Genomic DNA, 25,140 nt, shown 5'->3' with positions numbered 1-25,140 from the left:
ATAATTATTATAAATGTACACAACTTACACAATTACAAATGTCGCCTTAGTTGGAGGCGGAAGTTACCCGCAGCCTGGCGAAATTTCGCTATCACACAATGGTGTTTTGTTTTTAGATGAATTACCAGAATTTAAACGGGAAGTCTTAGAAGTGATGCGACAACCTCTAGAAGATCGTGAAGTCACTATTGCCAGAGCAAAATTTACAGTGACCTATCCATCGTCGTTTATGTTGGTGGCGAGTATGAATCCGAGTCCTAGTGGTTATTTTAATGATCCTAATGCACCTGTAACATCTAGTCCCGCGGAAATGCAACGGTATTTGAGCAAGATTTCTGGTCCCTTATTAGATCGTATCGATATTCATATTGAAGTCACACCAGTACCTTTTGATAAACTATCTGATGAACGTAAATGCGAGTCCTCTGTTGCGATAAGAAAACGGGTCACAGCAGCAAGAGAATTGCAGACAAAGCGTTTTTATGATTCTAAAAGTGTGCACTACAATGCACAAATGAATACCAAACAAATTCGGAAGTATTGCAAATTAGATGATGGGTCTATGCAATTGCTAAAAACGGCTATGGAGCGCTTAAGTCTCTCAGCAAGAGCTTATGACCGAATTTTAAAAGTATCGAGAACAATTGCCGACTTAGAGGCTTCTCCAGTGATTAATGGGTCACATATTTCAGAAGCCATTCAATATCGCAGTATGGATCGTGACGGTTGGTTAGGTTGATTTTTATAAAAATGTTATCGTTTAAAACCTTAAATTTATAACATGAAAAACTACTACGTACTCTGTTTTGCGCTTTTTGTGTTGAGTTGCAATACTTCTGAAAACAAAACGACTACTACCGAGCAAAGCACCAAAATCAAACTGGCTGATATACCAACAATCGATATGGTACAAGCTAATCGCTTAGCGCAATTGCCTATTCATTGTATTCAAACCGAATATCCTAATAAACTCAACCAAACGATTGGTAGCGATGCCGATTTAAAATCACCACAAACTTTGCATCCGGCATTTTATGGTTGCTTTGATTGGCACTCTGCGGTTCACGGACATTGGAGTTTGGTGAGTTTGCTCAAGCAATTTCCTGAATTAGAATATGCCGAAGACGCTAAAAAAATGCTTTTACAAAATATGTCTAAAGCCAATATCGAAGTTGAAGTCAATTATTTCTTCGGAACACATAATACAACCTATGAGCGCACTTATGGTTGGGCTTGGTTGTTAAAGTTGGCAGAAGAACTGCATACTTGGGATGATCCTGTAGCCCGAGAGTTAGAAGCAAATCTTCAACCACTTACAAATTTAATTGTCAATAAGTATGTTGAATTCTTACCTAAACTGAACTATCCTATTCGTGTTGGTGAGCATCCTAATACGGCTTTTGGATTATCATTTGCTTACGATTATGCCAAAGCTGTTGAAGATGAAACGCTAAAAGCACTAATAGAACAGCGCGCTAAAGATTTTTATAGTAATGATGCTGGTTGTCCGTTGAGTTGGGAGCCTAGCGGATTTGATTTCTTGTCACCTTGTTTTGAAGAAGCCGCTTTAATGAAGCGCGTATTACCTGCTGAAGTATTTAAAACATGGCTTAATGAGTTTCTTCCGCAATTAAAAAACGAAAATTTTAACTTAGAAACGGGTAGAGTGAGTGATCGAACCGATGGAAAATTAGTACACCTTGATGGTGTAAATTTTTCGAGAGCTTGGAGCTTAAATGAGATTGCTCGTGATTTACCTGAATATGCACATCTAAAAAACATAGCCAATCAACACATTAATTATTCATTACCAAGCATCGTTGGAGATAGTTATGAAGGTGGGCATTGGCTCGGTAGCTTCGCTATTTATGCCTTAAATTCAATTGAGAAGTAATTGATTTTAATATTAAAATGTGTAAAATGTTTAACTTTAAATAAAAATTTTAAAATCAACCATCACTATGAAGCGAACGTTTAAATTTTCAATAATTATTGTTTTAGCATTTTCAGCCAATATCATGGCACAAAACCCTTTAATAAACCTACCGTCTATAAGTCCAGATGGGAAAAATATTGCTTTTAATTTTCAAGGGGATATTTGGACCTCCACGATTGAAGGTGAGAATTTGAAACGTATAACGGTTCATGAAGCTTACGATACCAATCCTATGTGGAGTCATGATGGTGCTTCAATTGCATTCGAAAGTGATAGATACGGTAATAATGATATTTATGTGGTGTCTTCAAAAGGAGGACTACCAAAGCGCATTACATTTCATTCAGCTACTGATTATTTATCCGATTACACAAAAAATGGTACAATTTTATTTGAAACACGACGTGATTTTGCTCAAGTTGAACGAGAGAATGAAATACACAAGGTAAATGATACAGGAGGCACGCCTACTAGATTGATGACTTCTGTAGGCTTCGATGCTAAACTATCACCAAACGGAAAATTTATTGTTTTTGTAAAAGGAAATTGTAGAATTGCAAGAGAGTCCTACCGAGGGCCAGCGAATAGAAATATTTGGTTGTACAATATTGAAAAAGATACTTATACGCAGTTAACCACATACGATGGTAATGACTTTTATCCACAATGGAGTAATGATTCTGTTATTTACTTTCAGTCTTCACAAAGCGGAAAATATAACATCCACAAGCTGAATATTGATGCTTCAGGACAAAAAATGGGTCAGATAGAAGCTGTAACAGCATTTAAAGACATGGGTATTTTTTCGTTTAGCTTAAGTGCAAATGGTAAAGATTTGGCTATGGTTAAAGGCGATAAATTATTTATTTCTAATACATCATCAAACTCACCAAAAGAGGTGAAATTATATATTGGTTCAGATTATAGATTTGATCCTATTGAGCACAAAACCTTCACCAATAGAATTGAAGATATTGCATTATCACCTAACGGAAAGCGAACAGCTATAGTTATTAGAGGTGAATTGTTTGTAAGGTCTACGGAAAAGGATAATAAAAAAACAGTCAATATCTCTAAGTCAGCTTATAGAGATAGAATGCCAGTATGGCTAAGTGATAGTACTCTAGTTTTTGTTTCTGATAGTGATGGTCAAAACGATTTGTATCTTTTAACGTCTGATGACACTAATGAACCTGATTTGTTAAACACATTAAAGTATAAAGTACTTAGGTTAACAGAGACTAAAGAAAGCGAACAAGACCCGATATTATCACCTGATGGTAAATCGATAGCTTATAAAAGAGGTAGAGGCGAATTTATTGTTGCAAAAATTGATGCCAACGGAAAGCTATCCAGTCAAAAGCTGTTGTTAGATGGTTGGGCTACTGCAAATGATGTGTCTTGGTCGCCAGATTCTAAGTGGCTCGCCTATAGTTTAAGTGATTTAGACTTTAATAGGGAAGTATATATTCACAAAGCAGATAACTCTCAAAAACCTGTAAATATTTCAATGCACCCTAAGCAAGATGCCGGTCCTATTTGGAGTGATGATGGAAAAAAATTGGTGTTTAGTTCCAATCGAAATAATGGGGATTACGATGTTTGGTTCACTTGGTTGAATAAAGCCGATTGGGAAAAAACACCTCAGGATTGGGAAGATGAAAAAAATAAAGGTGAGAAGAAGGAAAAAAACAAGGATACAAATGATAAAGCTGACAATTCTAAAGATACAGTTGAAGATATTACCATAGATTTTGAAGATATTTATGAAAGACAAGTGCAAGTAACTTCGTTTGTAGGGGGTGAATTTGGGGAGTTTATATCAAAAGATGGTGAAACCATATATTACACTACGGGTAATGGCAGTAGAGGTGATGCCCAAGTTGATTCCGATTTGTATAAAATATCTTGGGAAGGCAAAGATAAAAAGGCGATAACAACGAAAAATGCCAGACCTTCTAATATTACGGCCGATAAAAAAGGAACAAAATTTTTATTGACAAAAGGGTCAGGAAGCTTGTCGGTACTTAATTTAGTAACAGATAAATCAGAAACGTTATCGATTACCGCCAAAATGGATGTTGATTATTTTGAAGAATCTAATCAAATTTTTGATGAAGCCTGGAAAGCAATTAATGATGGGTTTTACGATCCTGATTTTCATGGTCAAGATTGGGAAGCTTTAAAAACCACCTTTAAGCCACTGGCTATGAAAGCTTCAACGAGAAGAGATTTTCAAAATATATTCAATTGGATGTTAGGTCAAATCAATGCAAGTCATATGGGTTTTTATGTCGGTGAAAACCGTGAAGACCTGCAACGAGAACGAACGGGTTTATTAGGTATTGAAGTAAAGCCAAATGCTAATGGAAGTATAGAAGTTACTGCAGTCGTTGCTAATATGCCAGCAGATAAAAGTGCAAGTAGTGTTATGGTTGGTGATGTTATTACTGCTGTTAGTGGAACAAAACTTACGAAAAATCTTAATTTTTACAGTTTGTTAGAAGGGACTTCAAATGAAAAAATATATTTAGAAATAAAAAGAGGTAATAATAACCTTGAAGTTATCATTAGGCCAGGGTCAAGCAATCGTTATGAAAACTATAAGGCGTGGGTAAAAGAGCGCAAGCGCCTAACAGAAAAATATTCCAACGGTAAGTTAGGGTATATCCATATTCAGGGTATGAATTGGCAAAGTTTTGAGAATTTTGAAAGAGAATTAACTGCAGCAGGTTTAGGGAAAGAGGGTTTGGTTATTGATGTGAGATTTAATGGAGGTGGATGGACTACCGATTATTTGATGGCGGTTTTAAATGTCAAACAACATGCTTTTACTGTTCCGAGGGGAGCTGCTAAAAATTTAGAAAAAGATAAGCTAAAATTTGTAGATCATTATCCATTTAGCGAACGTTTACCTCTTGCATCTTGGACAAAACCATCCATTGCGCTTTGTAATAGTACAAGTTACTCAAATGCAGAAATATTTTCTCATGCCTATAAAGCTTTAGGATTAGGCACATTAGTTGGGGAGCCCACATTTGGTGCAGTTATTTCTACGGGAGCTGCGCGACTTATTGATGGATCTAGAGTAAGAATGCCTTTTAGAGGATGGTATGTCAAGGAGTCAACAGCTAATATGGAATTGGGACCTGCTGTTCCAGATATTTTGATAAAAAACAATCCTGATGACAAGTCGAAAGGACAAGATACTCAGTTGAAAAAAGCAGTAGAGACATTACTAAAACAATTATAATTTTTTGATTCAAAATTGGTTTAAAAATATAGGGCCAGGTCCTTTAATTGCTGCGGCATTTATAGGGCCAGGCACAGTTACTGTTTGTACTCTGGCAGGTGTTAATTTTGGGTTTTCTCTACTTTGGGCGATGTTGCTCTCAATTGTTGCGACAGTTATCCTGCAAGAAATGTCAGCGCGTTTAGGTATTGTATCTCAAAAAGGGTTGTCCGAAGTTATTAGAACCGAAATTTCTAATCCGTTATTTAGAACTTTAGCAATTATATTAATTCTATCTGCCATAGTTATTGGAAATGCTGCATATGAAGCTGGAAACATTAGTGGTAGTGTATTAGGATTAGAGACCATTTTAGGGAATTCAACCCTAGAATTCGGGGCGTTAAAATTGAATGTATTAAGCATTCTCATTGGAGTAATAGCATTTGTTTTGCTGTTTATCGGAAATTATAAAGTTTTAGAAAAAGCATTGATTTCTTTAGTAATTATAATGAGTTTGGCGTTTTTGATTACAGCGATTTTAACGAAACCAGATCTGTCTGAGGTATTTAAAGGTCTTTTTACGCCTGAGTTTTCAAATGAAAGCATATTAACTGTCATCGCTTTAGTTGGTACAACCGTTGTGCCTTACAACTTGTTTTTACACGCCTCTCTAGTAAAAGAAAAATGGAAAAGTAAAACGGATTTAAAATTCGCAATAAAAGACACCATTATAGCTGTGGTTTTAGGAGGAGTCGTTTCTATGTGTATTATCATTTCGGCAGCAGCAATAAAGACAACCGAAGTTAATAATGCAGCCGATTTAGCGAAAGGTTTGGAACCACTCTTCGGAAATTACGCCTCTTACTTTCTGTCTTTAGGGTTATTTGCGGCTGGCATCACCAGCGCAATCACAGCGCCTTTGGCTGCAGCTTATGTCGCTTCAGGGTGTTTGGGATGGCGTTCTGATATGAGATCTAAACGTTTTAGGTTGGTTTGGATATTTATCTTGGGCTTAGGGGTTGTGTTCTCATCAGTTGGTTTTAAATCTATTGAAATTATAAAATTCGCACAGGTTGCTAACGGACTGCTTTTACCTGTAATTGCCGGATTTTTATTATGGATTATGAATAAGTCCGCGATTTTAGGAAAATATAAAAACTCTTTAATTCAGAATGTCCTAGGGTTTATCATCTTTGGAATTGCAATATTTTTAGGCGTTAAGAGTATTTTAAAAGTGTTCAATTTATTATAATATAAAGTGATTAAGATAGATATTAATTGTGATTTAGGAGAAGGCATTGGTAATGAGGCAGCCTTGATGCCATTATTGTCTTCGTGCAATATTGCTTGTGGCGGTCATGCGGGAGATATTTCTACAATGAAAGCTGTTGTTGAATTGGCACAGGACTATGGGGTTAAGATTGGTGCTCATCCGTCATTTCCGGATAGAGTGCATTTTGGAAGGCAGGTTGTAAAAATGTCGTCAAAAGCACTAAGTGAAAGCCTTTTTGGGCAAATCAATAGTTTGAAGTTGATTCTAGATAGAAAACAGCTACCCCTGAATCATATAAAACCGCATGGTGCATTATATAATCTTGCTGTTATAGATAAAAATATGGCGTTGATTGTTATTGAGGTTGTGAAACGTTTTGGTGATGATGTTGTTTTGTATGCACCTTATCAATCGATTATTGCTGAACTAGCAATCAGCAAAGGCTTGAAAGTCAAGTTTGAAGCTTTCGCAGATAGAAATTATAATGAAGATTTAACCTTGGTGTCTCGTCATCAAGAGAGGGCATTGATTCATGATTCAGAAGCCATGTTTCAACATGTGTATCAAATGATTTTAAACGGAAAAGTGAGAACTTTAAATGGGGTAGAGCTGACGTTAAAAGCAGAGACTTTTTGTGTGCATGGGGATCATGAAAAGGTAGTCCGAAATTTAAAAGATGTAATTGCTAAATTGAAGCAGCATAATATCGAAATTTCTTAGTTGGTTATAATGGCTTTTGAACTCACATATCGACGCTTTTCAGAACGTTCAATTTTAATAGAATGGCCATCAATAATTGACAATAGCATCCTTGAAGATGTTTTAGTTTTTAAAAATAAAATTCAACATTCAGATATTAAATTAATAGTTCAAATAAATCATGCATACAACTCGATATTAATTATTTATGAATATACTATTGATAATATCTATGATGAATATATAGCACTAAAAACACTGTATTCTAAGAGAGAAAGCAAAATAAAACCTGCCTTGAGGCATTGGAAGATTCCTGTGTGTTATGATGATGAATTTGGGCTTGATTTGGATGTAATTTCTGAAGAAAATAAACTGTTAAAACCTGAAATTATTAAGTTGCATTCAGGTACTAATTATACTGTTTTTTTTATTGGATTTCTACCTGGCTTTTTATACTTAGGTGGCTTAGATGAACGCTTACATTTTCCGAGAAAAATGAGTCCGAGACAATTCGTCAAAAAAGGAGCTGTTGCGATTGGTGGAGAACAAACAGGGGTGTATCCAAATGAAAGTCCTGGAGGCTGGAACATCATTGGAAATTCACCATTAGAATTTTTTAATCCAAAGCTAGAAAGACCATGTTTTGCAAAATCTGGAGATACCATTCAGTTTGTTTCTGTTAGCAAAACTGAATATGATAAAATTTTGTTTGAAGTTCAAAACGGGCAGTATCATATAGAAAGTGAGGTGATTGATGGTTGAGGTGTTAAAAACTGGTTTGTACGACACCATTCAAGATCTTGGTAGGTATGAATGTCAGCAATACGGAGTTCCTTATTCTGGAGTGATGGATAGGTATTCGGCCAGTTTAGCGAATACAATTGTAGGTAATGATGCAAATGCAGCGGTGATAGAGATTACCATGTATGGACCACGACTAAAATTTCATAGCAATACTGTTATTTGTATTACAGGAGCCGATATGAGTCCTAGCCTAAATTCGTCTTCAATTAAAATGAATTCAATTATTACTGTTACTGCTGGAGATGTGTTGCATTTTGGAACGTTAATTTATGGATGTAGATCTTACCTTTCAGTGTTTGGAGGTTTCCAAACTAAATTAGTTTTGGCGAGTCGCAGTTGGTATAAGCAGGTGACAACATCTGATATTCTTAAAAAGGGGGATCTTGTGCCAATTACCGAAAAGGCTGCAGATAAAACGACTGCTTTCGCAACAGTGAAAATTAATAAAAATCATTTTGAAACTCAGTTTATAGATGTCTATAAAGGTCCTGAATTTGGATTATTAGGTCATGAATTGCAAGCGCAACTCGAACATTTAGACTTAAGTATTTCAAAAGACAGTAATCGTATGGCATACCAATTTAATGAACGCCTTCCAAACATGATGACGCCCATTATTACGTCTTTAGTCATGCCGGGAAGCGTGCAATTTACACCTTCAGGACAGCTTATTGTGCTTATGAGAGACAGTCAAACAACAGGTGGATATCCAAGAATATTACAATGTTCTGAATCTGCAATTGATATCCTCGCTCAGAAGGTTTTTGGGGAGAAGATTCGGTTTAAATGTATAGATTAGTAAGAAAAAACCCATATTTTAACAAAAAGCATGGGTTTTTACTGAGATTTTCAATACATTACAATCGCAATTAATTCAAAATAAAGAGATTATGAAAAAATTAGGATCAATTATTCTAGGATTTATTATTGGTGTAGGAGGTATGTATTATTACACTCAATATTATGGAGAACCTGCAGTTACTGATGCTTTGGCGCCAATGACGCCAAAAGGAATTGTGAAACCAAATGAGATTAAATCATTGACACAAGCCTATAATTCTAGGTATGATACAATTAGTAGTGTGTTTTTTAGAGGTGTTGAAGGTGGAGACAACAGATCATCTTGGTATTCTCTTACCGACTTAGAAAATTATCTTGAACTTGCAGCAAATCAAGCAGAAGATCTTGGATATACAATGGATGGTGTGCGATTATATTTAGGAGCTCATCCAGCAGTTAAGAATGCTCCTGGATACACTACGATTTTGTTTGTGCCTACAGGTACTAAAAATATGTCAGAGGGAAATATGCTATATTTGAATTATCAAGTCGGAAGTCCCGATATACCAGGAGGAGATGGATTGGATCATGGTAGCAATGGAATTCCTCCTTCGGCTAATTATCCGCAATAAAATTGTAAACTATATTTGAAAGATTTTTTGTTAAATAATTATGGAGTAATAACTAAAACCGTTGAGTTTATTGCAGCCTTGTCAGGTACTATTTATTTAATAAAAACTAAAAACGATACACTCAAAATATTTGTTCAATACTTGTGGTTGACGGTTATTGTAGAATGGTTAGGTATTTATCCTCAAATCTTGCAAAATAATTATAATTACAGTTGGTATATAGACTTAAAAAACAGCCTCTTTTGTGAGAATATATGGCTTTACAACATATATTCCTTATTGACCATTGGATTATTAGGTGTATTCTATTCGGATTTATTATCAACCAAAATATTTAAAGTAATCATTAGAGGAGTTGTTGTGTTCTATACGGTATTCTCAGTCATTTTTTACATTTTTACCGATGGTTTCTTTATAAAAGGATTACCTTACGATAATATACTCGCATCTGCAATTGTAAGCTTATTTGTTGTGTTTTACTTTATTGAATTAATGCGAAGTGAGTTTATTTTAATGTATTATAAACTGCCTTCCTTTTATATAAGTGTTGCTTTATTATTGTGGTATTTAATGGTAACACCCTTGTTTATTTTTAATGCGTATTTCTATGCAGTGAATACTCAATTCATTGAATTTAGAGCATTACTATTATTATTAATTAATATTTTCACCTATCTATGTTTCGCTTTTGGCTTTTGGTACTCACTCAAGAAGAGCAAGCTATAAATGAAGAGCAAATAGCCTTAATAGGCTATATGATATTCGTTGTGCTTTTACTTTCAATAATCGTTATTACGTTTTTTGTTACGTTTCAAAAACGAAAAAACAAGCTGTTGATGGAAAAGATTGAACAGCAAAAAGCATTCGATGAGGAAATTTCTCGTACACAAACCGAAATACAAGAACAAACATTGAAACACGTAGGTTGGGAACTACATGATAATGTGGGTCAATTACTCGCTTATGCTAGTATGCAGCTGAATATGTTAGGGACTAAAGTCTCCGAAGATGTTAAGATTAAATTAGAAGAAACATCTGAGGTCGTTAAAGAAAGCCTAAAAGAAGTACGAGCATTGTCAAAGTCGTTAAATAATGATGTCTTACTCAATATAGGATTTCAAGATTCTATAACTAATGAGTTAAACCGACTAAAACGAATGAAATTTGATTCAGTCGAATTAGAGGTTAAAGGAACGATACTAGAGCTTTCTGATAAAAAACACGAAATTATTATTTTTAGAATTTTACAAGAGTTCTTGTCCAATAGCGTTAAATATTCTGAAGCCAAATGTTTAAATATCATTTTAGACTACCGACCTGATAGACTCATTATAGTCGCTTCAGATGATGGGAAGGGTTTTGATATTGATACCGCTGAAAAAGGCTCAGGTTTGATTAATATGAAGAGCCGAGCAGATTTGATCAATGCCTCATTAGAGCTGAAATCACAAACGAACGAAGGGGTTATTTTAACAATAGATTACCCTTTTTAATCTAATGTTCACAAGCCTTCCAGATGGCATCATCTGGTAAAGGTGCTATAATATCAATTTTTTCTTTTGAAACAGGGTGAATAAATTGCAGTCGCTTGGCATGAAGATGTATACTGGCGTCTTTGTTGCTTCGATCAAAACCATATTTTAAATCACCTTTAATTGGCGAGCCTATATGTGACAACTGACTTCTTATTTGATGATGGCGCCCCGTTTCTAATTCAATTTCTAACAGGTAATAGTTGTCTAATGACTTAATCAATTTGTAATGTAAGATGGCTTTTTTACTGTCATTGATTTCTTTTGGATAGGCTGTTGATTTATTATTTTTAGGGTTTTTCTTCAGCCAATTGATAAGTGTATCCGCTGTCTTTACAGGTGCATTTTTTACAACTGCCCAATATGTTTTTTGAGCTTTCTTTTCAGCAAATAATCTATTGAGTCGAGGTAAGGCTTTACTCGTTTTAGCAAATAGAACGATTCCTGTCGTTGGTCTATCCAAACGATGCACAACACCAAGATATACATTACCTGGCTTATTATATGTGTCTTTAATATAGTCTTTAACGACATCACTTAGTGGTTTGTCACCAGTTCTATCGCCTTGAACAATATCACCAGCACGCTTATTAACGATGATGATGTGATTATCTTCATAAAGTACCTGAAGATTATTCTTATGGGATAGGATTTTGTCTTTCGTCAAGTTTAAAACGTCTAGATTAATATTGCTCTTTATCATTAGGAAAGTCTACAGCCTTTACATCATCAACATATTGACCAATAGCTTTAGTCATATCGTCATAGAGATTCATATAGCGACGCAAAAAGCGTGGGTGAAATTCATGGGTCATTCCAATCATGTCGTGCAGTACAAGTACTTGTCCATCAACTCCAGCTCCAGCGCCAATACCAATGACAGGTATAGATATGCTTGCTGCTACTTCACGAGCTAGTTTCGCTGGTATTTTTTCAAGTACCACAGCAAAGCATCCCGCTTTCTCCAGCATTAATGCATCTTCCTTTAATTGCTGTGCCTCTTGATCTTCTTTCGCTCTAACAGTATATGTTCCAAATTTATAAATAGATTGTGGTGTCAAACCGAGATGTCCCATTACTGGAATTCCTGCATTTAGAATACGTTTGATAGATTCTTTAACTTCTTTGCCACCTTCCATCTTAACGGCATGTCCACCAGATTCTTTCATGATTCTAATAGCTGAGCGCAAGGCTTCTTTGGGATCACTCTGATAACTTCCAAAAGGTAAATCTACCACCACTAAGGCTCTATCAATAGCTCTTACTACAGAAGACGCGTGATAAATCATCTGGTCTAAGGTAATAGGCAATGTAGTTTCATGTCCAGCCATCACATTACTTGCTGAATCACCAACCAGAATCACATCGACACCAGCTTCATCAACAATTTTTGCCATGGTATAATCGTAAGCTGTAAGCATCGAAATTTTTTCCCCGTTTTGCTTCATCTCTATAAGAGATTTTACAGTAATTCTCTTGTAATCTTTTTTGGCTACAGACATAAAATAGAAATTAGTTATTGGTAAAAATACAGAGTTTTGTTAAACTTTATTTATTCTGAGCTTTAAAAACTATTTATTTTATAATTTAACAGAAATTTTTATTCCATGAAACACTATATCTTCCTAGTCGTATTTTTAGTTTCAACACTATCTTTTTCTCAATCTTCGGAAAAGGATACTGTTAAGGCTGCTATAGAACGATTTTTTGAGGGTTTCCATAAGCAGGATACTTTGATCATGCTAGAAGCCGTTTCTAAGGACATCAAAATGCAGTCTATTGGAAAAAACAGAGAAGGAGTGACACAATTGAATACTACTGAATTTCAAGGGTTTTTAAATTCTATTATTTCTATTCCAAAAGATAAACCCTTCAGAGAGGAGATTTTAGATTATACGATTCAGATTGATGGTGATATGGCCCACGTTTGGACACCATATAATTTTTGGTTTGATAATAATTTTAGTCATTGTGGCGTAAACTCTTTTCAGCTCTTTAAAGAGAAAGGTAACTGGAAGATTATTTATTTAATAGATACACGTCGGCGTGATTGTATGCAAGAATAGGAGTCTAACAATCACTCAAGTGTACACCAACTGCTAATCCACCTTCAGAAGTCTCTTTATACTTCGTATTCATGTCTTTAGCTGTTTCCCACATCGTGTTAATCACTGTATCTAAAGGCACTTTAACGTTATTAGGGTCGGTATCTAACGCAAGTTCACAGGCATTAATAGCTTTGATGGCTCCCATTGCATTGCGTTCAATACATGGGATTTGTACCAAGCCACCTATGGGATCGCATGTCATCCCTAAATGATGTTCCATCGCTATTTCGGCAGCAACCTGAACTTGTTCAGGTGTTCCACCAGATAACTCACAAAGAGCAGCAGCAGCCATAGCAGAAGAGACTCCAATTTCGGCCTGACAGCCCCCCATTGCAGCGCTTATAGTGGCACCTTTCTTAAAGATACTACCAAATTCTCCTGCAACAAGAAGAAAGCGTTTGATATCATTAAAATCACCATCATGATTTTCAATGACTAGATAATACATTAATACGGCTGGTATGACACCAGCACTTCCGTTTGTTGGAGCTGTAACAACGCGTCCTAAAGAAGCATTGACTTCATTTACAGCAAGCGCAAAACAGCTCACCCATTTAAGGATTTGTCTAAATTTTACTTCAGTATTTCTTATGGAGTATAGCCATTCCACTGGATTTGTGTAAGCAATATCTCCTTTCAAACTCTGATGCATGTCATAAGCACGGCGTCTCACATTTAGCCCTCCAGGTAAATGACCTTCAGTATGACAGCCAACATACATGCATTCTAGCATGGTATCCCATATGCGTTTGATTTCTGTGTTTATTGCTTCTTCTGACCGAATAGATTTTTCGTTTTCTAAAACAACACCAGATATTGGTAATTTTAAATCGTGGCAATATTTTAAAAGTTCTTTCCCATTAGATATTGGGTAGGGTAATGTGCAATAAAAAATAATCTTATTGGCTTTAGAAACTTTACGTTCTTCTTGAACTACAAAGCCTCCACCAATAGAATAGTATGTTGAACGATAGCGCCTGCCATTAATTTGTGCGGAGAATATTAGAGCATTTGAATGAAATGGTAAAAACTTTCTATTAAAAATGATGTCTTTAGATATCTCGAATGGAAGTACTCTGTCGTTATTAAGGCGTATTGATTTTGTGTTTTTAATGTTGGCAATGATGACATCGATGCTTTCTACAGGAATATACTCAGGATCAGCACCACTTAATCCTAAAAGCAGAGCATAATCAGTAGCATGTCCTTTTCCTGTCAAAGACAAGGAACCATAGAGATCTACTGTTATTTTTTCTACCTTGTCAAACTTATTAGTGGCTTTAAGTTCTTGAATCCATCGCTCTGCTGCACGCCACGGACCTAGCGTGTGAGAACTCGAAGGCCCAACACCTATTTTAAGCATATCAAAGACAGAAATACATTCCATTCACGAAATCGTTTTAGTTGCGGCGCAAATATACGTTTTGTTAAAGACGTGTGACACGAGGAGCGAAAGATTTCAAAATAGATGTCCGAAATTAATTTCGGACATCTATTTTAATTTGATCTTACATTAAAGTTTTCAATACCATTAGATTGCATGACAATATTGAGATTTGATACATCAATACTGTCTACGTTATCCGCAGGAATAACAACAACTCTGAATACTTGGTTTTGGGTCCATTCAGGACCTAAAGCATCAAAATTGGTAGTGCCATCTAGAAAGAAGCTAACGTCAATTTGTGTAAAATCGTAATTATAGATGAGTGTTCCGTCATCAAACTCTACACTTTGAGGAAGTAAACGCCAAATGTCTTGACCATCTAAAGTGTCCCATAAAATATAGACCAAAGTCACGTCTGAAGGGAACACAGTAAATCCATAACTTTCAATGAAAGAGTAATTGTTTTGCGCATTAAAATCGATTTCAATTTCAAAAGCAGAAGACACTAACAAGCCGCCTGGAGGGCCTGCAGGACCAGGAGGACCTGGTTCACCTTCGCAAGACACCATAAACAAAGCGGTAACAACTAAAATAAAGTGAGATATATGTTTCATAAGTTTAAGATTTGTTATTAAGAATCAAATCGCGTACCAAAACTACAATTTAATTCAAGAATGTCTATAAAGTTTTATGACATCATGTCATATTTTTTGTCATGGCATAGTCATTGACATATAGATATCGAAAGTAAAATTAATATGACATTTCCCAAGCAAAGGAAATAGAAAACACTAAATATAAAATTATGAGTAAGATTATTGGAATCGATTTAGGAACAACAAACTCTTGCGTCTCTGTAATGGAAGGTAACGAACCTGTTGTGATCCCAAACGCTGAAGGTAAAAGAACAACTCCTTCAGTTATTGCCTTTGTAGAAGGAGGTGAAATTAAAGTTGGAGACCCAGCGAAAAGACAAGCAGTAACAAATCCAACAAAAACAGTTTATTCAATTAAACGTTTTATGGGAAACAAATATTCTGAATCTAAAAAAGAGGCAGAACGTGTACCATACAAAGTGGTTAAAGGTGACAACGATACACCTAGAGTTGATATTGATGGTCGTTTATATACACCACAAGAATTATCAGCAATGATTCTTCAGAAAATGAAGAAAACTGCTGAAGACTATTTAGGTCAAGATGTAACTGAAGCAGTAATTACTGTACCAGCTTACTTTAATGATTCTCAACGTCAAGCTACTAAAGAAGCAGGTGAGATTGCAGGATTAAAAGTTCGTAGAATTATTAACGAACCTACGGCAGCAGCATTAGCTTATGGTATGGACAAAAAAGGTGTTGACCAAAAAATCGTTGTTTTCGATTTTGGAGGAGGAACACATGATGTATCTATACTAGAATTAGGAGATGGCGTATTTGAAGTGTTATCTACAGATGGAGATACGCATTTAGGTGGTGATGACGTAGATGAGAAGATCATCAATTGGTTAGCCGATGAGTTTAACTCAGAAGAAGGTATCGATTTACGTAAAGACCCAATGGCGTTACAACGTTTAAAAGAAGCTTCTGAAAAAGCGAAGATTGAATTATCATCTTCTGCACAAACTGAAATCAATTTACCATATGTGACGGCTACAGCTTCAGGACCTAAGCACTTAGTGCGTACATTAACTCGTTCTAAATTTGAACAGTTAATTGATGATTTAGTAAAGCGTACTATTGAACCTTGTGCATCGGCTTTAAAAGCAGCAGGCTTAACTAAGAGTGATATTGACGAAGTTATTTTAGTAGGTGGATCAACACGTATTCCTGCAGTGCAAGAAGCTGTAGAGAAGTTCTTTGGAAAAACACCAAGTAAAGGTGTGAATCCAGATGAGGTTGTATCGCTAGGAGCAGGTATCCAAGGTGGAGTATTAACTGGTGATGTAAAAGACGTCCTTTTATTAGACGTGACACCATTATCTCTTGGTATTGAAACTATGGGTAACGTAATGACAAAATTGATTGAGGCTAATACGACGATTCCAACTAAGAAATCACAAGTATTCTCAACAGCAGCAGATAATCAACCATCGGTAGAAATCCATGTATTACAGGGAGAGCGTCCTATGGCAGTAGATAACAAAACGATTGGTCGTTTCCACTTAGATGGTATTCCACCAGCACAAAGAGGAACACCTCAAATTGAAGTTACCTTTGATATTGATGCTAATGGGATCATTAAAGTATCTGCAACAGATAAAGCTACAAATAAAACTCAGGATATTCGTATAGAAGCATCTTCAGGTTTAACTGAAGAAGAAATTGCTAAAATGAAGCAAGAAGCTGAAGCGAATGCAGATGCAGATGCTAAATTAAAAGAAACTGCAGATAAATTAAATCAAGCAGATGCAATGATTTTCCAAACGGAAAGTCAGCTCAAAGAATTTGGCGATAAATTATCTGATGATAAGAAAAAGCCCATCGAAGATGCGCTTGAAGAATTGAAGAAGGCTTATGAAACTAAAGATATTGCAGTTATCGAGCCGGCTTTAGAAAAAATTAATGAAGCATGGAAAGTAGTTTCAGAAGAAATGTATAAAGCACAAGCAGATGCTCAACAAGGAGGAGCAGAAGCACCAGGACCAGATGCAAGTCAAAATGGCGAAGCGGAAGGAAGCGATGTTGAAGACGTAGATTTTGAAGAAGTGAAATAACAATATCTGAAGATTATTCAGAATTGAATTAAGATTTTTTAAACATTTGAAAACGCAATCATGTATTTGGTTGCGTTTTTTTATTGGAGAACATTTTATTGATGATTAAAGCATGAGGAAATGTTACAGCTGCTATAAATGAAAAGAAAACTGCAGAAAAAATAGTTTTGTCTTTAAACAATAAATACACAACCGATATTCCAATTAGTGATATCACCCAATATGGAAGAGCATTTTTACAATAGTTTATTAAATACTTTTTATTAAAATCACCATATATGAAGGTGATTTGTTCGTAAAGCGATGGAATACTATGCCAGAGAATAAAATAAATAGCGAATCCCCAAATTAAGGTAGATACTTTAAAAATGATCGTAAAAATCAAGAGATAAAATAATTCCTTAAAAATGATTTTTTTAAACACCTTAGATGTCATAAATAAATACAACGAAGACATCAAAAACAGCGTCAATGTAATTATAAAACTATATGTGATAATTGCTTCCGTTAATTGATATGTAGTAATCGCTTCAACAACCTCAATGACTTCTGCCGGATTCAACAAGAATAATAATTCTAATACAAGCATACCATAAATAAAGTAGAATACATTAGTTATGCCTTTCGATGGATTCACTTTCCTATATTCCCAGTGCTGTTCACCAAAATGAAACGCACTAAAGATGATAAACAAACTCAGAGCAAGAATTGGAATGAAATAAAAAGCCACAACTGCAGATAGCACTGTCAATACATAAATACCAAGTACGCTTATAAATGGATGTTTTAATTTCACTGATGATAATGAGTCGATAAGAAGGATATCGTTAGACCCATGTAAAATTCCAAATGAAAATATAAAAATAAACCCAAGAATAATTTCAAGATTACCAGAGAACATGGATGTTACCCATAAACCTGCGAAACTTAAAACTATTGATATATTGTAAATATTTTGCATAATAATTTGTAAGATTAGTAATAAATAACTAAAAGTTTTGTTAAAACAGAAATTATTTTGTTTAACAATGTTTAAATTTGCTTTAACAAAATAATTAACTAAACATAATTTATATGAAAACCATCTCACTTTTAGTAGACGTTACGTCTAAAATGGATCCAACAGATTACGTTGGATTTACGTTCTTTGTTGGTTGCATGGCTATGATGGCTGCATCAGCATTTTTCTTTTTATCATTAAATCAATTTGATAAAAAATGGCGAACTTCAGTATTAGTTTCAGGACTAATTACTTTTATCGCAGCGGTTCATTATTTCTACATGAGAGATTATTGGGCTGTTAACATGGAATCACCAACATTCTTCAGATATGTGGATTGGATTTTAACGGTGCCATTAATGTGTGTAGAATTCTATTTAATTCTTAAAGTTGCAGGTGCAAAACCTTCTTTAATGTGGAAATTAATCGGGTTATCCGTTGTAATGCTTGTTACAGGTTATTTTGGAGAGGCAGTGTTTACAGATCAAGCCGCTTTATGGGGTGGAATTTCTGGATTAGCTTACTTTGTTATTGTTTACGAAATCTGGTTAGGAAGCGCAAAGAAATTAGCAGTAGCTGCTGGAGGAGAAATCTTAAAAGCTCACAAAATACTATGTTGGTTCGTACTTGTAGGATGGGCTATTTACCCATTAGGTTACATGTTAGGGACAGATGGATGGTATACTAGTATATTAGGATCTGGTAGTGTAGATGTAGCTTACAACATTGCCGATGCCATTAACAAAATTGGATTTGGATTAGTAATCTATGCCTTAGCTGTTAAAAAGCAAGAAGCAATCGCTTAATTGAAAAGATAAATTACCACGAAAGAGCGTAACCTTATAGGGTTGCGCTTTTTTTTTGCTTTAACCTGAAATTCTATTTAAAACCTGTTAATTTGCATTTATGATATTTTCCAATACAATAGAATCAACATATCAACCTAAACGTCTTGCTGTAAAACTTACGGCAAAAGGAGAGCACTACGTTCAACAAGGTCATCCATGGATGTTTTCTGATAGTATCATCAAAATTAATGATAATGCTAAAGCAGGTGACTTAGCAATCATTTTCGGAAAAAAGAAGAACAGTATGATTGGTATTGGTCTTTATGATCCAAATTCACCTATTCGTATTAAAATGATTTATAATGCTTCAGCACCTATTAAAATTGATGATTCTTTTTTTCTTCGGAAAATTAAAACTGCTTTTCAAAAACGAGAGCCATTATTAAAAACAAATACTAATAGTTACCGATTACTTTTTGGAGAGAATGACGGCTTTCCTTCATTGATAGTTGATATTTATAATACGGTTTTAGTTCTAAAGTTATATTCTGAAATCTGGTTACCCTATCTCAAAACTATTTTAGAAAGCTTAATTAAAGTTTCAGCTTGTGAGACCGCAGTTATCAGATTGAGTCGTTCATTGCAAAACTCAGTGACACATCAAATTAAAGATGGAGAGGTGGTTTATGGAACATTAGAAAATGAAGTTGTTCAATTTGTTGAACATGGGGTTAACTTTTCGGCCAATGTGATTAAAGGTCACAAGACAGGCTACTTTTTAGATCATAGAGAGAATAGGAGATTGGTGGGATTATTAAGTAAAGACAAATCAGTTTTAGATGTATTCTCCTATGCTGGTGGATTTTCAGTCCATGCCTTAGCAAATGGTGCAAAAGAGGTTATCAGTTTAGATATTAGTGAACAAGCCCTTCAGATAGCGAAACTAAACGGAAAACTAAATATGTTTTCTGGGGAGCATTTTACTTTAGCAGGTGACGCTTTTAAAATCTTAGAACAGCTTATTTTAGAAAAAAGGACATTTGATGTAGTGGTCATTGATCCGCCAAGTTTTGCAAAACAACAATCTGAAACCCAACTCGCTAAAAAGAAATATGCTCAATTAGCAAGTTTAGGTGAACAGCTCACAACCCCAAACGGTTTATTAGTCTTGGCATCTTGTTCGTCTCGGGTATCTGCGACAGCATTTTATGACATTAATACGCAGACCTTAAAAAGATCTCAACGATTATTTTCAGTAGAACGAAAAACGCAACATGATATTGATCATCCCATCGGTTTTGAAGAAGGCGCATATTTAAAATGTGGGTATTACCGTTTTTTAGATTAGCACATTACACGATATAAAACAAAAGTCCAACAACCTAAATTGTTGGACTTTTCAACTACTTGAAATTATGAAAAGTGATAGTTATTCAAAATTACCCTTCTCATCAAGCTTTACTTTCATTCTTTTATCACCATTTTCAAGACGCACCTTGTACTGTTTTTTAGCGACGACATTGTTTTTATGGAAGTCTACTTTGTAAACGTCACTAGTCATTGTCCAATTCGGAAAACGTTTAGCAATGGCTTCTCGAACTTTTTCAGGTAGTTTAACATTTTTAAATTTCTCAATGGTTCTTATAAGCTTTCCGTTTTTATCATAAGCAGCGAGAATTTTGCCGTCTGGAATATAAAATGATACGTAATGTGTATCGTATTCATCATTGTAATATTCAGAACTCTTAAGATCAAACATAGCTACTTTTTCTTCTAACATTTGAACAGTAAGCGCATTTTTATCAGAGTCAACAGCATTTAAATACTTATAATTAACCGCAGTAATAACGACTTCGGGAAGTTTTATAATTTGAGAATATACTTGATTGCTTATCGCAACTACAAGTAAGATTAAGATTGTTTTTTTCATGATTATTTTTTTAAGATTAACAGTTAAATGTATGTAATGTAAGTGATTACGGAAATGATATATATCAGTCATCTAACAATTTTAGTCATCACGCTCTTCATTTGCTATGCGTGCATAATATTTATTATATTTGTCATGATCTAACCCATAATTTCAATGTTAGATTTTAATACCATACAACCGATATGCAAACTAAACTCACTCAATTACTCAATATTAAATACCCAATAATTCAAGCACCAATGTTTCTGGTATCCAACGTGGCAATGGTAACGGAAGCGATGAAATCTGGAATAGCTGGTTGCATTCCAGCGTTAAATTATAGGTCACTTGATGAGTTACGAGAGGCTATAAGAACCTTAAAAGCCAATAAGGTGGAAGGAGGTTCTTTCGGATTTAATTTGATTGTTAACAAATCAAATCTAAAATATATGGGTCAATTAGAAGTCTTATGTGAAGAAGGCTGTGATTTTATAATAACGTCTTTAGGGAGTCCCGAAGAAACGATTAATCAAGCCCATGCAGCAGGTATAAAAGTGTTTTGTGATGTCACCGATTTACGATTTGCTCAAAAGGTAGAGAGTTTGGGAGCTGATGCTGCAATCGCAGTGAATAATGAAGCTGGAGGACACAGAGGAAAATTATCACCCAAGGAACTTATTAAGCAGTTAAATAATCATTTATCCATTCCTGTTATTTCCGCAGGAGGTGTAGGGTGTAAGGCAGATATTGATAATATGTTAAGTTATGGAGCCGAAGGCGTTAGTGTTGGAAGTCCATTTATTGCATCAGAAGAAGCAGGTGTTACCGATGAGTATAAACAGGCTTGTGTAGATTATGGCGCAGATGACATCATAATGACAGAGCGTATTTCAGGAACGCCTTGTACGGTAATAAATACGCCTTATGTTCAAAAAATTGGAACTAAAGCGACTTGGCTAGAAAATGTTCTAAATAAAAACCGAAAACTTAAAAAATGGGTCAAAATGGTTCGTTTTTCAATTGGTATGAAAGCTACCGAAAAAGCGGCTAAAAAAGCAACCTATAAAACGGTTTGGGTCGCAGGACCTAGTATTGAACATACTAAAGAAATACTGCCAGTGAAGCGCATCGTTGAAAATTTAATTAATTAGATATTTCAATAATTGATGACTAAAACTATTTGACAAACTTTATCTCATGGTTTTTTAAAACAAGTGTGTTTAATTTTAGGCCATTCTTCTTTCAAGATACTATAGCAACATGTATTTCTTCTATAACCATCTTTCATCAGTGTGTCTTTTCGAAGTATACCTTCTAGAGTAGCTCCTATTTTTTCAATAGCTTTTCTAGATTTTATATTTCTAACGTCAATCCTAAATTCTACTTTTTCAAAATGTAAGGTTTCAAAAGCATACTGGAGCATCAAAAATTTTATTTGAGCGTTAAGACCGATTCCTTGAAATCTATGTCCAATCCAGGTCCAACCAATATGTAATGTTTTATGATTCCAATTAATGAGGCCATAACGCGTACTACCAGCATATGATGCATAGGTTTTATCATAAACAATATAGGGGATTATGGCCTTGTGGTAGTAACCGTCCAAAGCCAGTTGCACATAAGCTCTCAAATCAGCTTCAGTATCAATTTTACTTGGTGAATATTTAATGAGTTTTTCTTCCTGAGCTATTGATATGAGTTCTTTATAATTACTTAAATCGAGTAGCGATAGTTTAACACGCTCATTTTCTAGGGTAGAAACCTGCATCATCTCAAACCAATTGATTAATCAAATTTACATTGACAACATGCGCACCATCAAAGGGAATACAAGTTAAATTATTTGGAAACAACGTATTCGCCATAGTCGTCTCTTGAGCCATACGTGCATCATTAAGGTATTCGTCTTTCGTGCCATAGATTAATTTAACTTCACCTTTAAAAAATTTAAAATCGTCTCTAGTGAGTTCTTTTGGAATGCCTCCAGAATGGAGTATCAATTGCGAACATTGAATTTTTCGTTTTGCAAGATATCGCATTGCAACACTAACGCCTTGAGAATACCCCAAAACAATAAGGTTTTGAGCTTTTGATAACTGCTCTTTTTCAAAAATAGAATCGAAATACCTCATGATGTTTTCCGTTTCTTCTGCTGTATTCTCTCGTGTTAGCCAACTTGCACCTATATGCTTGTAGGCATTAGTAAGGTAATATTTACTTTGTGCTTGCGGTGCAATAATGAAATTTTCCGTTGGATTTAAACCTTTGAAATAACGTATAAAAAACCGACTTAAATACCCCAAACCATGACAAACAAACCAAACGTTTTTTGTGTCTTCACTGTATTCGTTTAATGTGGAATAACTGTTGTTAATGGTATAATAAATTTCCTTTTCTGTTGAATTCATTTCGTATTTTTGTAATCGACTTTAAAAATACAGATTTTCTATGCAACTATCTAAAGAAGACTTGCTGGTCAAAGCAAATGCGATCAGTAAAAATACCTTAATGGAAACCTTAAATATTGAGATGGTCGATTATGGTGACGATTTCTTAGTTGCAAGAATGCCAGTGACTCCAAAAGTACACCAGCCAGACGGGGTATTGCATGGCGGAGCTACAGCAGCTTTAGCTGAGAGCGTGGGAAGTTTTGCCTCACATATTTTTATCGATACCGAAATTTATTTTGTTCGTGGTTTAGAAATTACGGCTAATCACATTAAGAGTGTGACTGATGGTTATGTCTATGCCAAAGCGACCTTCTTGCACAAAGGACGAACGACACAGTTATTGGATATAAGAATTACCGATGATCAGGATAATTTAATCTCTATTTGTCGACTCTCAACGATCTCCTTACCAAAACATAAATAAGTAATGCTTCAGACAGCGTTCTTTTCGCATATTGAAACACAGTATCTTTCGCAGTTGCCCTTTGTGGCTTACCGTAAGCCAAATGAGAAAATTATAAATGCGATACTTCAAAATAATGATACTGTTTATGAGGTTACTGATTTCAAGGAACGTGGATTTGTCTTTGCACCATTTAACTTACAGGATAGAATAGTTATTTTTCCTTTGGAAACATCTCAATGTTTATCTGCTGAATTTAAACCGGCCTCAAACCTTGACGCTAAACCGATAGAATTTGAACTCGATAAAAATACTAGAGATGCCCATCTCAAATTAATTCAAAAAGGGATTAATGACATCAAAGCTGAACGATTTAAAAAAGTAGTGCTTTCTAGAGTTGAAAAGATCTCACTTGATGATAAAAGTCCGATAGAGCTATTTGAATCCTTATTACAAACATATCCATCAGCATTTGTATATCTATGGTATCACCCAGGTATTGGTTTATGGTTAGGTGCTACGCCAGAAATATTGCTCTCAGTTGAAGGTCAGCGTTTTAATACCATGGCGTTAGCAGGAACTCAACCTTACGCGAATTCGAAGCATGTATCTTGGGATGCCAAGAATATAGAAGAACAGCGATTAGTAACTCATTATATAACTGAAACACTAAAACCGTATACTGATCGTATTGATACCGGTGAAGTTCAAACTGCAAAAGCCGGACAATTACTCCATTTAAAAACGAAGATTTCTGGTGTGTTTCAGCCTGGTGCACTAAAAGACGTTATTACGCATTTGCATCCAACACCTGCCGTCTGTGGAATGCCTCTTAAAGCGTCTCAAGCATTTATTTTAGCTCACGAAAATTATAATAGGGAGTATTATACCGGATTTTTAGGAGAGTTAAATTTTAAAACCGCTAAGACAAGAAATACTAATCGCCGCAATGTTGAAAACAGTGCATACCAAACGGTAAAGTTAACAACTCATCTCTATGTAAATTTACGTTGCATGCAACTTAAACAGCAAGACGCTTTCATTTATACAGGAGGTGGAATTACTAAAGACTCGAATGCGATAGAAGAGTGGGAGGAAACAGTTAACAAGGCACAAACAATGTTATCAGTCTTAAAAAACTAATTAAACCAAACCGCATAGCGTTGTCTGCGTAATTCTAAAGCCAGTGTTTCTTCCATTTTTAATGCATCGGCTCTTGATGTCATTGGGTCAATATGATTGTATAAACTAGGTCGTAAATAGCTGCCATACTTCTCTACGATAGTTGAAGACAATTTGTAGCCTTTTTTATTTCGATATCCTGTTTTATGCTGAACAAATCGCTCTTTCGGAGTCTTACTAGTCATACCAACATACAAACATTGCAATACACCATTGAATTGCGGATTCGCAGCACGAAATTTGGCGTTCTCGGTAAAAACCCGTTTGGATAATTCTATGACGTAAATGCTATATTGAGTTTTGGCCATC

25 protein-coding genes and 1 pseudogene are annotated in these 25,140 nt (G+C 35.1%); 17 read left to right on the top strand and 9 right to left on the bottom strand.

Translation table 11 applies throughout. The features are described 5' to 3' along the window. Nucleotides 1–25: 25 nt before the first annotated feature. From BLT57_RS11275 to BLT57_RS11230, 10 genes and pseudogenes are all read left to right on the top strand, one after another. A pseudogene (locus BLT57_RS11275) lies at nt 26–739 on the top strand (YifB family Mg chelatase-like AAA ATPase); the annotation flags it as partial. A 42-nt stretch (nt 740–781) separates the two neighbouring features. Further along, nucleotides 782–1,894, top strand: a complete 1,113-nt coding sequence (locus BLT57_RS11270) for a DUF2891 domain-containing protein (protein WP_091425760.1) — start codon at nt 782–784, stop codon at nt 1,892–1,894. A 67-nt stretch (nt 1,895–1,961) separates the two neighbouring features. Next, complete coding sequence (locus tag BLT57_RS11265) at nt 1,962–5,189, top strand: S41 family peptidase (protein WP_091425758.1); 3,228 nt, start codon at nt 1,962–1,964, stop codon at nt 5,187–5,189. Between the two features lie 4 nt (nt 5,190–5,193). Continuing rightward, on the top strand, nt 5,194–6,420 hold the full coding sequence (locus tag BLT57_RS11260) for an Nramp family divalent metal transporter (protein WP_091425757.1): 1,227 nt from the start codon (nt 5,194–5,196) through the stop codon (nt 6,418–6,420). 6 nt (nt 6,421–6,426) lie between these two features. Next, nucleotides 6,427–7,161 (top strand): 5-oxoprolinase subunit PxpA, encoded by a 735-nt coding sequence (gene pxpA / locus BLT57_RS11255; protein WP_197675471.1) that lies wholly within the window; start codon nt 6,427–6,429, stop codon nt 7,159–7,161. A gap of 9 nt (nt 7,162–7,170) precedes the next feature. Then, nucleotides 7,171–7,902: a 5-oxoprolinase subunit PxpB gene (pxpB, locus tag BLT57_RS11250; protein WP_091425756.1), complete on the top strand. Its 732-nt coding sequence runs from the start codon at nt 7,171–7,173 to the stop codon at nt 7,900–7,902. A 16-nt stretch (nt 7,903–7,918) separates the two neighbouring features. Then, nucleotides 7,919–8,743 carry a biotin-dependent carboxyltransferase family protein gene (locus BLT57_RS11245; protein ID WP_157717183.1) on the top strand — a complete coding sequence of 275 codons (825 nt, stop codon included), beginning with the start codon at nt 7,919–7,921 and terminating at the stop codon, nt 8,741–8,743. 91 nt (nt 8,744–8,834) lie between these two features. Beyond that, nucleotides 8,835–9,356: a hypothetical protein gene (locus BLT57_RS11240; protein ID WP_091425752.1), complete on the top strand. Its 522-nt coding sequence runs from the start codon at nt 8,835–8,837 to the stop codon at nt 9,354–9,356. Nucleotides 9,357–9,371: 15 nt separating this feature from the next. Then, nucleotides 9,372–10,082 (top strand): hypothetical protein, encoded by a 711-nt coding sequence (locus BLT57_RS11235; RefSeq protein ID WP_157717182.1) that lies wholly within the window; start codon nt 9,372–9,374, stop codon nt 10,080–10,082. 110 nt (nt 10,083–10,192) lie between these two features. Then, nucleotides 10,193–10,849, top strand: coding sequence for a sensor histidine kinase (locus BLT57_RS11230; protein WP_231928689.1), 657 nt, complete (start codon nt 10,193–10,195; stop codon nt 10,847–10,849). A gap of 1 nt (nt 10,850) precedes the next feature. Here the strand turns inward: BLT57_RS11230 and BLT57_RS11225 are convergent, their stop codons facing one another. Together BLT57_RS11225 and panB are read right to left on the bottom strand one after the other, a co-directional pair. Continuing rightward, nucleotides 10,851–11,555 (bottom strand): RluA family pseudouridine synthase, encoded by a 705-nt coding sequence (locus BLT57_RS11225; protein WP_369825367.1) that lies wholly within the window; start codon nt 11,553–11,555, stop codon nt 10,851–10,853. A gap of 16 nt (nt 11,556–11,571) precedes the next feature. After that, nucleotides 11,572–12,390 (bottom strand): 3-methyl-2-oxobutanoate hydroxymethyltransferase, encoded by an 819-nt coding sequence (gene panB / locus BLT57_RS11220; RefSeq protein WP_091425748.1) that lies wholly within the window; start codon nt 12,388–12,390, stop codon nt 11,572–11,574. 105 nt (nt 12,391–12,495) lie between these two features. Between panB and BLT57_RS11215 the strand changes: the two genes are divergently transcribed. Beyond that, nucleotides 12,496–12,954, top strand: a complete 459-nt coding sequence (locus BLT57_RS11215; RefSeq protein WP_091425746.1) for a nuclear transport factor 2 family protein — start codon at nt 12,496–12,498, stop codon at nt 12,952–12,954. Nucleotides 12,955–12,958: 4 nt separating this feature from the next. Here BLT57_RS11215 and BLT57_RS11210 read toward each other — a convergent pair whose 3' ends face one another. Then, nucleotides 12,959–14,383 (bottom strand): L-serine ammonia-lyase, encoded by a 1,425-nt coding sequence (locus tag BLT57_RS11210; protein WP_091425745.1) that lies wholly within the window; start codon nt 14,381–14,383, stop codon nt 12,959–12,961. 110 nt (nt 14,384–14,493) lie between these two features. After that, a complete protein-coding gene (locus tag BLT57_RS11205) occupies nt 14,494–14,997 on the bottom strand; it encodes a hypothetical protein (RefSeq protein WP_091425744.1) in 504 nt (167 codons plus the stop codon). A gap of 191 nt (nt 14,998–15,188) precedes the next feature. Between BLT57_RS11205 and dnaK the strand changes: the two genes are divergently transcribed. Beyond that, complete coding sequence (gene dnaK, locus BLT57_RS11200) at nt 15,189–17,096, top strand: molecular chaperone DnaK (RefSeq protein WP_091425742.1); 1,908 nt, start codon at nt 15,189–15,191, stop codon at nt 17,094–17,096. 58 nt (nt 17,097–17,154) lie between these two features. Here dnaK and BLT57_RS11195 read toward each other — a convergent pair whose 3' ends face one another. Continuing rightward, nucleotides 17,155–18,057 (bottom strand): Brp/Blh family beta-carotene 15,15'-dioxygenase, encoded by a 903-nt coding sequence (locus tag BLT57_RS11195; protein ID WP_091426770.1) that lies wholly within the window; start codon nt 18,055–18,057, stop codon nt 17,155–17,157. A gap of 113 nt (nt 18,058–18,170) precedes the next feature. Here BLT57_RS11195 and BLT57_RS11190 point away from each other — a divergent pair, with 113 nt between their 5' ends. Continuing rightward, the gene (locus BLT57_RS11190) at nt 18,171–18,902 is read left to right on the top strand and encodes a bacteriorhodopsin-like (RefSeq protein ID WP_091425741.1); all 732 of its coding nucleotides are present in this window, start codon (nt 18,171–18,173) and stop codon (nt 18,900–18,902) included. Nucleotides 18,903–19,002: 100 nt separating this feature from the next. Further along, the gene (locus tag BLT57_RS11185) at nt 19,003–20,232 is read left to right on the top strand and encodes a class I SAM-dependent rRNA methyltransferase (RefSeq protein ID WP_091425739.1); all 1,230 of its coding nucleotides are present in this window, start codon (nt 19,003–19,005) and stop codon (nt 20,230–20,232) included. Between the two features lie 81 nt (nt 20,233–20,313). Here the strand turns inward: BLT57_RS11185 and BLT57_RS11180 are convergent, their stop codons facing one another. Continuing rightward, the gene (locus BLT57_RS11180) at nt 20,314–20,814 is read right to left on the bottom strand and encodes a nicotinate-nucleotide adenylyltransferase (protein ID WP_091425737.1); all 501 of its coding nucleotides are present in this window, start codon (nt 20,812–20,814) and stop codon (nt 20,314–20,316) included. Between the two features lie 185 nt (nt 20,815–20,999). On the opposite strand from BLT57_RS11180, the gene BLT57_RS11175 reads away from it, so the two are divergent. Next, entirely contained in the window at nt 21,000–21,947 is a 948-nt protein-coding gene (locus tag BLT57_RS11175) for a nitronate monooxygenase family protein (protein ID WP_091425736.1), read from the top strand. Between the two features lie 44 nt (nt 21,948–21,991). On the opposite strand, the gene BLT57_RS11170 is transcribed toward BLT57_RS11175, so the two are convergent. Next, complete coding sequence (locus BLT57_RS11170) at nt 21,992–22,564, bottom strand: GNAT family N-acetyltransferase (protein WP_091426769.1); 573 nt, start codon at nt 22,562–22,564, stop codon at nt 21,992–21,994. 4 nt (nt 22,565–22,568) lie between these two features. Next, nucleotides 22,569–23,204, bottom strand: coding sequence for an alpha/beta hydrolase (locus BLT57_RS11165; RefSeq protein ID WP_091425734.1), 636 nt, complete (start codon nt 23,202–23,204; stop codon nt 22,569–22,571). A 40-nt stretch (nt 23,205–23,244) separates the two neighbouring features. Here BLT57_RS11165 and BLT57_RS11160 point away from each other — a divergent pair, with 40 nt between their 5' ends. Together BLT57_RS11160 and BLT57_RS11155 are read left to right on the top strand one after the other, a co-directional pair. Further along, nucleotides 23,245–23,670 carry a PaaI family thioesterase gene (locus BLT57_RS11160; RefSeq protein ID WP_091425732.1) on the top strand — a complete coding sequence of 142 codons (426 nt, stop codon included), beginning with the start codon at nt 23,245–23,247 and terminating at the stop codon, nt 23,668–23,670. Nucleotides 23,671–23,673: 3 nt separating this feature from the next. Beyond that, entirely contained in the window at nt 23,674–24,792 is a 1,119-nt protein-coding gene (locus BLT57_RS11155; RefSeq protein WP_091425731.1) for a chorismate-binding protein, read from the top strand. On the opposite strand, the gene BLT57_RS11150 is transcribed toward BLT57_RS11155, so the two are convergent. Then, entirely contained in the window at nt 24,789–25,139 is a 351-nt protein-coding gene (locus BLT57_RS11150) for a ribose-5-phosphate isomerase (RefSeq protein WP_091425729.1), read from the bottom strand. The genes BLT57_RS11155 and BLT57_RS11150 overlap by 4 nt on opposite strands. Nucleotide 25,140: the final 1 nt, after the last annotated feature.

Source organism: Formosa sp. Hel1_31_208 (assembly GCF_900104785.1).
Classification (GTDB): Bacteria; Bacteroidota; Bacteroidia; order Flavobacteriales; family Flavobacteriaceae; genus Psychroserpens.
This window is presented reverse-complemented; position numbering and strand designations above follow the sequence as displayed.